Annotated in this window: 11 protein-coding genes; 2 read left to right on the top strand and 9 right to left on the bottom strand. The window is 37.4% G+C overall.

Annotation, left to right across the window (positions count from 1 at the left end):
• Positions 1–3: 3 nt before the first annotated feature.
• From rfbF to BP621_RS10640, 6 genes are all read right to left on the bottom strand, one after another.
• A complete protein-coding gene (gene rfbF, locus BP621_RS10665; protein ID WP_292389758.1) occupies positions 4–780 on the bottom strand; it encodes a glucose-1-phosphate cytidylyltransferase in 777 nt (258 codons plus the stop codon).
• Positions 777–2,084: an ABC transporter ATP-binding protein gene (locus BP621_RS10660; protein WP_292389756.1), complete on the bottom strand. Its 1,308-nt coding sequence runs from the start codon at positions 2,082–2,084 to the stop codon at positions 777–779. The genes rfbF and BP621_RS10660 overlap by 4 nt, the downstream gene beginning before the upstream one ends.
• Entirely contained in the window at positions 2,084–2,920 is an 837-nt protein-coding gene (locus tag BP621_RS10655; protein ID WP_292389755.1) for an ABC transporter permease, read from the bottom strand. The genes BP621_RS10660 and BP621_RS10655 overlap by 1 nt, the downstream gene beginning before the upstream one ends.
• Before the next feature lie 863 nt (positions 2,921–3,783).
• Entirely contained in the window at positions 3,784–4,896 is a 1,113-nt protein-coding gene (locus tag BP621_RS10650; RefSeq protein WP_292389860.1) for an RNA-guided endonuclease InsQ/TnpB family protein, read from the bottom strand.
• A gap of 9 nt (positions 4,897–4,905) precedes the next feature.
• Complete coding sequence (gene tnpA / locus BP621_RS10645) at positions 4,906–5,316, bottom strand: IS200/IS605 family transposase (RefSeq protein ID WP_292389752.1); 411 nt, start codon at positions 5,314–5,316, stop codon at positions 4,906–4,908.
• Positions 5,317–5,463: 147 nt separating this feature from the next.
• On the bottom strand, positions 5,464–5,979 hold the full coding sequence (locus BP621_RS10640) for a hypothetical protein (RefSeq protein WP_292389749.1): 516 nt from the start codon (positions 5,977–5,979) through the stop codon (positions 5,464–5,466).
• 744 nt (positions 5,980–6,723) lie between these two features.
• Here BP621_RS10640 and BP621_RS10635 point away from each other — a divergent pair.
• A complete protein-coding gene (locus BP621_RS10635) occupies positions 6,724–7,815 on the top strand; it encodes a hypothetical protein (RefSeq protein ID WP_292389747.1) in 1,092 nt (363 codons plus the stop codon).
• 647 nt (positions 7,816–8,462) lie between these two features.
• Here the strand turns inward: BP621_RS10635 and BP621_RS10630 are convergent.
• Both BP621_RS10630 and BP621_RS10625 read right to left on the bottom strand, forming a co-directional pair.
• Positions 8,463–9,227, bottom strand: a complete 765-nt coding sequence (locus BP621_RS10630) for a winged helix-turn-helix transcriptional regulator (RefSeq protein ID WP_292389744.1) — start codon at positions 9,225–9,227, stop codon at positions 8,463–8,465.
• The gene (locus BP621_RS10625; RefSeq protein WP_292389742.1) at positions 9,190–9,681 is read right to left on the bottom strand and encodes a hypothetical protein; all 492 of its coding nucleotides are present in this window, start codon (positions 9,679–9,681) and stop codon (positions 9,190–9,192) included. Before BP621_RS10625 ends, BP621_RS10630 begins: the two co-directional genes overlap by 38 nt.
• A 696-nt stretch (positions 9,682–10,377) precedes the next feature.
• On the opposite strand from BP621_RS10625, the gene BP621_RS10620 reads away from it, so the two are divergent.
• Complete coding sequence (locus BP621_RS10620; RefSeq protein ID WP_292389740.1) at positions 10,378–10,584, top strand: peptidoglycan-binding domain-containing protein; 207 nt, start codon at positions 10,378–10,380, stop codon at positions 10,582–10,584.
• A 485-nt stretch (positions 10,585–11,069) separates the two neighbouring features.
• On the opposite strand, the gene BP621_RS10615 is transcribed toward BP621_RS10620, so the two are convergent.
• Positions 11,070–12,344: an adenylosuccinate synthase gene (locus tag BP621_RS10615; protein ID WP_292389738.1), complete on the bottom strand. Its 1,275-nt coding sequence runs from the start codon at positions 12,342–12,344 to the stop codon at positions 11,070–11,072.
• Between the last annotated feature and the right edge of the window lie 447 nt (positions 12,345–12,791).

Here is a 12,791-nt window from a genome sequence, read left to right as displayed (position 1 = left end):
TCATCAATCCCACAATTTCCATTTGCTTTGACCTTCATTCCACATATGGTTTAGTTGTTGCATATCGCGTAGTGTATCCATGCATTTCCAGAATCCTGTGTGTTTATAGGCAAACAACTCCCCATCATGGCTGAGAGCCTCAAGTGGTTTCCTTTCAAAAACAGTTGCATCTCCATCACGCAAGTAATCAAAAACACCAGGTTCGCAGACAAAAAAACCGGCATTGATCCAGGCTCCATCGCCTGCTGGTTTTTCAACGAAGTGTTCTATTCTTCCGCTATCATTTGCCGAAATCGAACCATAACGTCCTTCAGGCTGCACTGAAGTTACAGTTGCCAGATGACCATGAGAACGGTGGAACGAAACCAGTTTTTTAATATTAACATCAGCAACACCATCTCCATAGGTCAGCATGAAAGTCTCATCACCAACGTAATCTTTTGCCCTCAATATACGACCGCCGGTCATTGTGTCCAATCCTGTATCGATCAGTGTAGCAGTCCATGGTTCGCTATGATTATAATGTACTTCCATTTTATTATTTAATAGATCGATTGTCACATCACTCTGGTGAAGAAAATAATTTGCAAAGTATTCTTTTATGATATAACCTTTATATCCAAGAAGAATTACAAAATCATTGAACCCATAAAAAGAATACAATTTCATTATATGCCATAAGATAGGCTTCCCACCTACCTCAACCATAGGTTTTGGGATGGTATATGTCTCTTCTGCAAGTCTTGTGCCAAATCCACCAGCAAGGATTAAGGTTTTCATGTTTTATCACCTAATCTGCTATCTTTAGGTCCATATAATTTCCATTCCAATAATGGACGAACTGCTCCCGGCATTGGCCCGGAATAACCTTTAGACCTTGAATAAATTCCTTCAATAGGATCATTAATTGTAACGAAAAGCAGATCTTTCTCACAAAAGTGAACATGGAGTGGATAAATAGTTGTCAACGCGAACGTAATATAATATGTATTATTATTCAAGGTATTAGCAGGTATTTTGCATCTGGATACATAGTCTCCAGCTTTATTCTTTAATTCACAGCTGTGATCAAGTTTTGAGTCAGAAGTAACAAATACAACTTGTCCATACTGATCATAAATATGAAAATTAGGATAAACAAGCATGTCATTTTTCAACAGTTTATATTCCATCTCAATAAATATGTCCTCGTCAATAAGTGCCTCAGTGATAGGCATCCCATCTTTGTTTAAAACACGTACAGCAAGTAAAATTGCCTCGCTATCTCCAGGATGGTTCTTAGAGAAAATGATCTGTCCTGTTGCCTCCTGACCGGAATTAAGGTAAGCATTGATAACTTTCCCAGTTTTCCCTTTCTCTATTACAGTTCCTTTTTCAAGCAGAATTGCTGTTTCACATAGTGAGGAGATCATAGACATATTATGACTCACAAATAGCACAGTCCTTCCACCTTCTGCAACTTCTTCCATCTTCCCCAAACACTTCTTCTGAAATGCCGCATCGCCCACAGCGAGCACTTCGTCCACTACAAGAATCTCTGGGTCAAGGTTTGCAGCCACCGAAAAAGCAAGTCTAACCTGCATTCCGCTAGAATACCGTTTAACTGGTGTATCCAGAAACTTTTCGACGCCTGAAAACTTCACGATCTCATCAAACTTCTCGTCGATCTCTCTCTTCTTCATACCCAGAATAGAACCGTTAAAATAGATATTTTCCCGACCAGAAAGCTCAGGGTGAAAACCGGTACCTACTTCAAGGAGACTGCCCACCCGGCCTCGCATCCGAACTTCACCTTCTGTCGGAGAGGTAATACGTGAGAGGATTTTAAGAAGAGTACTCTTGCCTGCACCGTTCCTCCCGATGATACCAATGACTTCTCCGCGCTCGACCTCGAAATTCACGTCTTTGAGAGCCCAGAAAGTCTCGTTTTGACTGCTAAAGTCTTTCAGCGCCTTTATTGGATGTCTCACAGCAGAAGTAACACTTTCAGATAGAGTCTTATAAGTCGTGTCCACGCCGATATTGTACTGTTTAGACAGATTTTTTACTTCAATTATCGGTTCTTCTTTTTTTGACGCCATCATTAAATCAAATCCGCAAAGTACTTCTCTGTACGCTTTAGGTATAGTATTCCGCTCAGAAAGATTATTATCGTCAGCACCGCTGAAATTCCAAGTCCAACAAAATTCACAGGAGTGTGCCCGAGCAAGCATGCGCGATGAGCACCTATTAAACCTGTCATAGGGTTCAGGTAAAGCAACCATTGCAGGTTCTCACCCACAATATTTGCAGGGTAGATTACCGGTGATACAAACAACAGCAACTGCATAAAAAAAGGAACAATGAACTTTACATCTCTGTATTTCACACAGATGGACGAGAGCCAGTAACCAACCCCCGATGCAAGCATGAATGTCAAGAGTATAGTGAACGGCAACAGGATTATTGAAATTCCAGGCACAAATCGGTAATAAACCATCATTATCGCAAGAATGCTCATAGCAATTCCATAATCAAGAAGACCTGAAAGGCATGGAGCAGTCGGTATGAATATCCGAGGCATGTAAACCTTTGAGAGAAGAGGGGCATTGTCAACAAGGCTATTACTTGATTGAGAAAGAGCATTCGAAAAATAAGTCCAGAGGAGAAGACCAGAATATGAAAATATTGGGTAGGGCACTCCATCTGAAGGCATTTTTGCAAGCCTGCCGAAGATCAAAGTAAACACTATCATCGTGAAAAAAGGCTGCAATAATGCCCATGATGCCCCCATAACTGTCTGTTTATACCTGATCTTGATTTCTCTCAGGGCAAGGAAGAAAAGAAGCTCTCTGTACTCCTTAAGCTCCTGCCAGTTCAGATCCAGAAGCCCATATTTCGGGCGAATAACCAGCTCGTAATCAGTTGCATGTTCAGTCATAGAAGAACACATTTACTTGTTTTTAGCGTGGATTCATTTTTCTAAGCTTTTCATTTAACTTGACTTTGATACCACCTATAGGTTTGTTCAACCCCATTTTTTAATGAGATTTATTTTAGGCCTCCAGCTAAGTTTTTCCTTTGCTTTTGAGGGATCCCAATCAGTATATCTACTTCGTATGCCGGTAATATCTGGGGCTTATCTCTACTAAGACTTTGCTTGTACTGAAATCTACTCCATATTCTTTACTACCTTTGCCTTTCCACATAATGTCGATTCCTACTTCCTTAAACGCTAATTCTATAATTGCGTAGGAATCATGAACTCACACCTCAACATATACTCAATACAGTTTAATATTATTTAAAATAATCACACAATTCATATATATTTATAAATATATATTAATGCAGATTGGAAAAAATATACTATTAATGAAAAATCCTACTTTGTAAATTGGGTTTACTAATAAAAGTGAAAAAATACAAAGAGATCTCAGCAAAATTGTTTTTACAAGGCTCAAATATTTTAATTTAAACTGTTGAATTAGTTCAAAAGATCCTAAGTGAATAGGTTTTATAAATTGCTGTATCAAGTCTTGGAGGCAGGTACCTGTCTGAAAAAGGGAAAGATGAGTCAAATTGAAGCCAAACTAGAGACCTCCCGAGCTTACTATGGAGTCTCCTAATGAGTCTGATTAAGTCTTTTGTCTGTTTTTCAGAGCTTCTTATTACGTTTATTCCTTGTAGAGATTACATTGTCACCGTTATGTGGTATATGTCCAGAAATGCTGATCCCCTGCGCCTTTATTTCCCATATACTGAAAGCAAATTGGAGGCTTGCTTAGTTGGTGACTACTCCCATCACTGAAGTGACGGGCATCTACCGGTAATCCGAAGAGATTGTAATCCCAATCTCAAAATGTTAATAGCGGCATTATGATCTCTATCGAGAGTAAGACCACAGTAGGGACAACTGTGTGTTCTTTCTGATAGTTCTTTTTTGACGATTTGACCACAGCCTGAACACATTTGTGATGTATTATATGGATTGACAAGTTCTACACGTTTACCAGCCCATTCTGCCTTGTAAGACGTGATAGTTATCAATTTACTCCATGCTGCATCTGCAATATGTTTTGCTAGGCAGTGATTCTTTGTCATACCTTTGACATTAAGATCTTCAAAAGTAATCAAATCATAAGCTCTGACAAGATCAAGACTTACTTTTTGTACAAAATCTTCTCTCTTGTTTGCTATTCTTTCATGAACACGTTGAACAGCTTTCAAAGCTTTTACTCTTTCAGGTGTTCCTTTTTCAAGTTTTGAGAGCTTTCTTTGAACTTTTGCAAGAGCTTTTTCTTCTGTTACAAAGAAACGTGGATTAGGTACATAACTACCATCTGAAAGAGTTAAGAAACTCTTGATACCTACATCTACACCTACTGATAATCCTGTCTTTTGCAATTCCAAAGGAGTATCAGTTTCAACAAGAAAAGAAACAAACCATTTTCCTGTAGGCATCTTACGAACATTGAGCCTTTTAATTTCCCCTTCTACTGGTCTGTGCAACTTGATCTTAATATCACCAATTTTTGATAGCGTTAACCTATCTGAATCCAGAGAAAAACCTGACTGTGTGTAGGTGAAACTATCATACCTTCCATATCCTCGAAATCTAGGATAACCTGCTTTTTCTCCGGTTTTTACTCTTCGGAAAAAGGCTTGAAAGGCAAGGTCTACTCTCTTGACTACTTCCTGTAGCACCTGAGAATGGACTGTTTTCAATTCAGACTTTTCTTTTTTCCATTCAGGAATCATTTTCTTAGAATCATAGTATCCTATGTTCTTTTGCTCTGACTCCCATGCGTTTTTCCTGAGTGCAAGTGTTTCGTTATACGTCCACCTGCAAAGCTCAAGAGTGTTATTCATAGTTGACTTTTGAGCCTTTGTAGGATAGACTCTATACCGTAACACTTTCAACAATCATTTCACCTTTTGAGTTTCAATATACATGTTAACAGTTTCATTTGTTGTATCTCCGCAAGTTCCAACATAATAAGAAGGATTCCAGAGATGACCGTTCCATAATCTACTTCTGATTTCTGGATGCATTTCAAAGAGTTTCTTTGCAGTAATACCCTTGAATATTTTTACAATATCAGCAGGTGCAAATTTCGGATGCATTATTATGAAGAGATGCACATGGTCTGGCATTACTTCTTGAGTGACAAGAGTTACACCTTTTTCTTTTGCTATCTTTTCATGTAGCTCTTTCAAATCTTCAGCTATTTTTCCAATAAGGACTTTTCTTCTATATTTTGTAGACCACACGAAATGGTAATTTGTGTTATATACACAACCTCTTGCACTTATCCAGTATTCTTTTCCTGCCATGTTAGTATATACATATGGTAACCATGTGTATATCAATTTAACGCTATTATGTTGGAGATGACGGGCTGTATCCCACCATTGAAATGGCGGGGATTAGTCCTTACTTGCTCCTAAACCTTCAAATTAAGTTTCTTTGACTTTTTTCTCTTATCCACGTATTTCACCCCACATCTCACGTTCCTTTTCATTTTCATACACTATCTCTATCCACTTTTCACGAAGCATACTAATCCAGTCGGGATGTTCAACACCGTCATATTCGAATCCTAAAAACTTGTCTTCGCCAAAGTGACTAAATGAAAGTGAAGCGACTTGTTCGAGTGATAAGTCCTCAAGAGGCATTAACCCAAAAACTCCATACGTTGGACGTGTAGCTGGCACAACACCAATTACAGTTTCTTCATTCCCGATGTAAGTATCCACACCGTAAATACCACTACCTGAACCATCTTGATAAACTGGAATTGATTTAACAAGCGTCTTCGTGAATTCTCTATTGCCTAACTCATTTTCTTTTACTGTATACTGGACAAATGCATATCCAACTAAAACGCGCTTCGTAACGTACTCAGAAATACCATCTATGCCCTCAAAGCCAATCTTCATCGGAATAACATTGACAGCTTCCCTTACTTCATTATACAATTGCTCATTCTCCACCATGCTAATCACTCCCCTGGATAAGCATTAATATTGTCTCTATTTCTTATAAGGCCTTTTTTATTCATAACTTAAGTCAGGTTATTCAAAGGCTGTATTTACTTACAGAATTCCTCTCCATTATGATTTTTCAAAAATCTTAGCATACCGTTGGGTTCTTGATTCAATTTTTTATGAATTTACTTAATGTGTTAATTGTTAGATACTTTGGTGAGAAAAAATATAATAATGTATAAAAGTTATACTGTTTGGTATTCAATCGAATATGAAAGAAGCGGTTGAAACCAAAAATCTAGAACACAATAAAAGACCAATATTTGAACTTATTCAATTGAACTAAAAGATCAATAACATTAAACCTGTAACTGTTTAAAACGAAAAATAAACACAGTGTTTATTGCATTTGATTTTAGTCCAAATGTGCAAGCCATATATAAATAAAGTTTCGGGCTTAGGAATGAGTCATTGCTCAAATCTTAAAAAAGACTTTTCCTATTTGTAGAAAAAACTCAGGAGTACTCACATACATAAGGAGAAGTAATTACATGTATAAGGCTTAGAGTGACTGATTTTAGTGAGAAAAGAAGTATAATAAAGCTTCTTTATTTATTCCAAGTGTCTTAATGTATTGAAACAAAAAAGCAAGTATTTATTTTCTATTTACTCCTGATAAAATATTGAAAACGATTTTAAATGCTAGTTAAGCACATTAAATAAGCTAATTCAATAAAATAGAGATGAATAATATTGAATAAAATAAAGACTCTTTGTAAGGTAAGTTTAGTTTCAATAGCGCTTGTCTCGCTTTTCGTTTCTTCTGCAGCATTAGCAGCTACTGAGAATGATACTGGAAACGCTACCATAAATACTGGAAACAGCACAATAGATACTGGAAATGCCACTGTCGAAGATAATTATGTTTCGTCTAAAATCACCGAAACTCAGATAAGTACCAGCGGATACGCACACTCTCCTGCTATTTACAATAACAGGATAGTGTGGAGAAATACTTATTCTACAGACACAGACACATATTACGATATCTGCATGTACGATCTTTCCACTAAAAAGGAAACTCAAATTACTACCAGTGGATCAGCAGGCGAAAATCCTGCCATTTATGGTAATAAGATAGTATACTCCGATATATACGGAGACTCAAATATCCATGTGTATGATTTATCTACAAAGAAAGAAACTCAAATTACCAATAGTGGGAGTGCTTATGAACCTGTTATCTATGGTAACAAGATAGTGTGGGAAGATTATCGCAATGAGAATTGGGATATCTATATGTATGATCTTTCTACTAAAAAGGAAACCCAGATAACCAGCAGTCCAGATGATCAGACATATCCTGCTATCTATGGTAACAGGATAGTGTGGGAGGACGACGGCGGAGTAGATGATCATTGGGTGAATCATGGTATCTATATGTACGATATTTCCACTAAGAAGAAAATGAAAATTAGCTCCAAAGGATTAGCATACCAACCTGCTATTTATAGTAATAAAATAGTATGGGAAGATAAACGCATTGGAAACTACGATATTTACATGTATGATCTTTCCACTAAAAAGGAAACTCAGCTAACTAGCAGTCCAGATAATCAGAGATATCCTGTTATCTATGGTAATAGGATAGTATGGGAGGATGATGGTGGAGATGATGATGGTTGGGTGAATCATGGTGTCTACATGTACGATATTTCCACTAAGAAGAAAATGAAAATTAGCGCCAAAGAATCAGCATGGAATCCTGCTATTTACGGTAATAAAATAGTATGGGAATATGGTAGTGATTATGGAAACACCGACATCTACATGAGAGCTATTTAATATGCAGAACTAAAACCACCTGTTGCTGCATTCTCAGCTTCTCTAACTTCAGGAAAAGCTCCACTGAAAGTTCAGCTTACTGACAAGAGTGCCAATAGTCCAACTTCCTGAAAATGGGATTTTAGGGATAAAAGCACTTCAACAGCCAAGAACCCTGTACATAATAAATATAGTAAAGAAAATATGAGTTTAGACAGTAAAGAATACAAAAGGTAATAACACGAAAAAATCTCAGGATATATTACAGTGAAAAAGTAAGTGAAAATATTAGTCAAGGTCTAAAAGGTAGCTAGGTTCTAATCAACCGCTCTTTTAGCCTTGTTTGACTTTTTGATGAATCCTTTCAACTTTCTGTTTTAATACCTTATTACTTATTTATCTCCAAACTGCAGTTAGCCCAACCTACCCGAAGTCCTAGAATCATTTTGCTTTTGTTAAGTTCTTGTATTTCTACCTGTCAAAATTGATAGATCGGCATGGTATAAGGAAAAGAAAAAGTTATTGTGAGCTCATCCCAAAACCAATTTTATTTTCACATCAAAAAGAGTCTCAGAATCATTTCCATGATCCGAAACTCGATTGGTCATTAAGAATTTGAGATTCAGATAATGAGATTCAGAGAAACAATTTTGAGTTTTGGGATGAGCTCACATAATATATTTTTCGACAATGAGTTTATATACAGAATTTATTCTGTAAATTTTTTTTCTTCCTTCCTTTGTTTCTGTTATAAGGCCAATTTCTCTGAGATTTTTTGTATACCAGCTGATTGTAGCCGTAGAAACTCCAAGTTCACGTGAAAGAGCTATATTTGTATTACATCTACAAGTTAATATTTCTGAAATTATTCTTTGATTAGTTGAGTTTTGAAGAGCAGAAATAACTTTCATTTCTTCCTCATTATAAGCAAAATTATTTTCGAAAAATCTTGTTTTACCGCTCCCTCTATAAGCTTCGATTTTGTTCTGAGTTTCTAGTGTTTTTATGTGGTATTTTATAGTTTCTCTGTTTAAGCCTATTCTTTCAACAATCTCATTAATATATGCTCCAGGTTTAGCTTTGATATATGTGTAAATTCTAAAACGGATGGTACTGTCAAGTACATTTTCGGAGTTTACAATTCGATATCCACTTATTGCGAAAATTAGTTTTGTAGGGTAAAGTAAATCAATCGTTGTTGAGACATACACTATGGCAAGCCACAATAAAAACTGCCAATATGGTATTTCGATGACCTCAACCTCTACTACTTTTTCTCCATGAATTGGGACTCCGAATTGGTCACTTGGAATAGGCTCTATAATACATTCAGTAGCCCCAGCTGTTGATATTAATAAAAAAAATAATAAATAATGAATAAGTTTTTTTTGAAGATTAACAATGCCTGGATACTTTAACCTTGTAGCCTTCATCCCCGGACACCACTAACCTCCATTTTCCTTGTGGCAATTGTTTATTTCCAGCTCCAAATATACGACGAGTTATATTGCCAGTGCCGTAAAATGTCCCACAGCACTCTCCTGTTGGGGTATAAATAGTAAGGCTTAATTTATAATTATTATGAATTCCCGTCACACTAATGTCAAGACATTTTACTCCCGAAGGTACTGTTGCTGTGTAAGTTTTTCGCTTCCTTTGTGTTACGAACTGCTTGGCTGTCAATGTTTTGCTTTTAGTTGGTTTTGCGAGTTCTGTTAGTTCAACATCTTTCTCTCCTGTCAGTTTAACATCTTCCTCGATTGGTATCGAAGATAAAGAGCTTTTAGTGCAAAAAGAATCATCTGTCAAGGGTTCAATGATACATTCATTTACAGTGCAAGTCGGATTTACTTCCAGGTCTAAATTTTCTTTATTCGAAGCTGTCATAATATCACAAAAAAGTGTGATAAAACAGCGTATAAGTGTTTCGATTTTTATCTATCTAATTAGCGCTACAAATATTTTTTATATTATTCTTAATATAAATTCCATCGACTATTTAATACTAAGTTTTAACTCCCCCATTATGATTTTACAGAAATATTAGCATACTGTCTCATTTTTGCTTCACTTTTTATAAAGTTAATCATAATGTTAATTGTTAGATATTTTGGTGAAAAAAATATAATAATGTATAAAAGTTCTAATGTTTGGAATTCAATCGAATACGAAAGAAGCGGTTGAAACCAAAAATCTAGAACATAGTAAAAGATCAGTATTTGAACTTACGCAACTGAACTGAAAAATCAATAGCATTAAAGTAACTGTTTAAAAACGAAAAATAAACACAGTGCTTATTGCATTTGATTTTTTATTTCAAGTGTATAAATCCTATATAAATAAAGTTTTGGGCTTAGGAAAAGATTACAACAATAAGAAGTGAAAAGATCCATGAAAGGGAAAATAAGAAGAATAATAGCAATAGCGCTGATGGTTTGTTTCATAGCGTCATTGACAGCTGCGTCAGCAAGTGCCTGCACCTGCACTTTACATTCGTATCTGTTTAGTGGCAACCAGGATTTAGTAAATATTTGCAAAGGGTTGTATCCTTACTCTCTTCATTACGGAAGTTCTGGGGACGCAGTGAAATTAGTCCAAACAGGTCTATGGGATGTAGAATTTCCTCCAACAGATTGGAAGATAGATGGATATTTTGGCACTAATACCGAAAACGCAGTAAAAGCCTATCAGAGTCATAAAGGTTATTTGGCTCCAGATGGTAAAGTTGGACCTTGTACCCTACGTGCTCTGGATCAGGATGTCGCACGTCACGAAGGATATCCATACTGAATTCATAAAATCCAGGAATCATGTATTAAAACTCAGAGACAACTAACAGACTTCTTGAAGAGAGATAACCTTGTGGTATCCCTTCTAAAAGCAGGATAAGTAGAAGAAAAACAGCAATTTTTTAGATAGGGAAAACGGAAGCTAAGAGGGATACTAATGAGCTCAAGACTTTCAATCAAGGCCAAGTAAAACGCAGGAATGGCCTGCAGAATATAGCAGGCTTACCCTGCACCTGAAGTCTTTTTATGGGGTGTTCCTCCGGAAGATGACAGATAGAGACTTTCCGGAATTTATAGGCAGCGCAAACTAAGGAAGAAATGCACTGTAATCAAATGCGAAAAAATAAACAAAGATATATCTATTTATGATAGAGTTTCTAAAAAAGTATTTTGGGCATAAATACAATTGAAGATCTGTATTATTACCCATCTACACTTAATATACTCATTTTTCGGTAATTGGTCTACCAAGTCTACCAAATAGAATCACTCTTTTTTAAAGGTTTGCGCCCTGCCTGGACCCACTGATATGTAATTAATAGGAACTTTCATCAGTTCTTCTAGTCTTTTGACATAATTTATGGCATTTTCTGGAAGTTCTTCGAAGTCTTTTACTTCGGTAAGGTCAGTTTCCCAGCCAGGAAGGTCTTCGTAAACAGGCTTGCACTCAGCAAGATCCTCTGTAAGTTCCGGAGGGTATTCCAGTTTTTCTCCCTTACAGGTGTAGCCGGTACAGATTCGAATTGGGTTAAGGCCTGTTAGTACATCCAATTTGGTCAGAGAAATTTCGGTATATCCGTTAAGGGCGATAGCTTTCTTCAGCAGTGGTAGATCAAACCATCCACATCTTCTGCCTCGGCCGGTAGTTGTCCCAAACTCTCCTCCTGCTTTCTGTAACCTTTCCCCAAGTTCTCCTGTAAGCTCTGTGGGAAGTGGGCCCTCGCCGACTCTTGTGATATAAGCTTTTACTATGGCAATTACGTTGTCTACTCTTGTAGGGCCAACTCCGAGATTGGCACAGGCCGAACCCGCGATTGTAGAAGAAGAAGTTACGAATTTCTGGGTTCCGTGTATAACATCGAGATGCGTACCCTGGGCAGCTTCAGCCATTACATGTTTTCCTTCATCAAGGGCTTTATTGATTTCCATGGAGACGTCTGTTACATAAGTGGCAAACTTTTTGCCCAGCTCAATATATCTATCTATTAATGCAGGGTCTCTGACGATTTTAGGATCTCCTCCCAGTGCTGCTATCTCCTTTTCTTTTTGGGGAGCAAGTTCCTCAAGTCTTGCAAGAAAACGTTCCTGATCTACAAGCTCAGCCATGCGGAATTCGTCTCTTGCTACTTTATCGATATAAGCATAACCTATTCCGCGTTTTGTAGTTCCTATTTTCTTTTCCCTAGATGCTTCCCTTAGCCCATCCATTTCGATGTGGTAAGGCATGATTATGCTTGTCTTCGCATCGACTCCAAGTTTTTCGGCATTTACTTTTATGCCGTGTTTCTCAAACATTGTGATTTCTTCGGCAAGAACCTCGGGATTCAGGACAACCCCAGGCCCAATCAGAACTCTGGAATCAAGCAAAATACCTGAAGGGATTAGGTGCAATTTGTAAACCTCGTCTCCTACTCTGACCGTATGGCCTGCGTTGTTTCCTCCTTGGAAGCGGGCAACAATGTTGTAATCTTTCGCAAGAAGGTCCACAATTTTGCCTTTTCCCTCGTCGCCGAACTGCGCGCCTGTGATTATCGTAAACATAAAGCCCTGATTCGGGCTTAACCATTAATAACTTTTTGTTTCGGCAGAGTTGCGGCTCTGCAGCCCAAGTTTTGTCTCTGGAGGACGGTGCCCTTTTCGCTACGCTACGCTTCGCTCAAGAGGTCTTAACTATGGGCAAGATAAGTTGTTTTTTTCAACTTGCTCAAGGAGGCTAATTTAACAATTAGCCTTTTTAAAAAAGTTTGATCGCAATCTTTCCGGTGTAAAGCTTGACCAAAAGCCCTAAACGGCGAAAAGCAAGCTTTTTAAAAAAAGGCTTAAACGCAAACCTTTTGGGAAAAGGTTTGATCGAAAACCCTAGTAACGGTGTGATCAACCGGCGCAACGCAAGCCTTTTGAAAAAAAGTTTGATCGAAAACTAGGCACCGTCTAAGTTTGAGAACCTCATCCCCAAACCCTATATCGCGTGATCAACCGGCGCAACGG

The organism is Methanosarcina sp. UBA5 (assembly GCF_002505485.1).
Lineage (GTDB): Archaea > Halobacteriota > Methanosarcinia > Methanosarcinales > Methanosarcinaceae > Methanosarcina.
This window is presented reverse-complemented; position numbering and strand designations above follow the sequence as displayed.

Coding starts and splice junctions, on each gene's coding strand:
- BP621_RS10630 (WP_292389744.1), bottom strand. CDS start 9,227: ATGAAGGCTACAAGGTTAAAGTATCCAGGCATTGTTAATCTTCAAAAA.
- BP621_RS10655 (WP_292389755.1), bottom strand. CDS start 2,920: ATGACTGAACATGCAACTGATTACGAGCTGGTTATTCGCCCGAAATAT.
- BP621_RS10615 (WP_292389738.1), bottom strand. CDS start 12,344: ATGTTTACGATAATCACAGGCGCGCAGTTCGGCGACGAGGGAAAAGGC.
- rfbF (WP_292389758.1), bottom strand. CDS start 780: ATGAAAACCTTAATCCTTGCTGGTGGATTTGGCACAAGACTTGCAGAA.
- BP621_RS10660 (WP_292389756.1), bottom strand. CDS start 2,084: ATGATGGCGTCAAAAAAAGAAGAACCGATAATTGAAGTAAAAAATCTG.
- tnpA (WP_292389752.1), bottom strand. CDS start 5,316: ATGGCAGGAAAAGAATACTGGATAAGTGCAAGAGGTTGTGTATATAAC.
- BP621_RS10640 (WP_292389749.1), bottom strand. CDS start 5,979: ATGGTGGAGAATGAGCAATTGTATAATGAAGTAAGGGAAGCTGTCAAT.
- BP621_RS10625 (WP_292389742.1), bottom strand. CDS start 9,681: ATGACAGCTTCGAATAAAGAAAATTTAGACCTGGAAGTAAATCCGACT.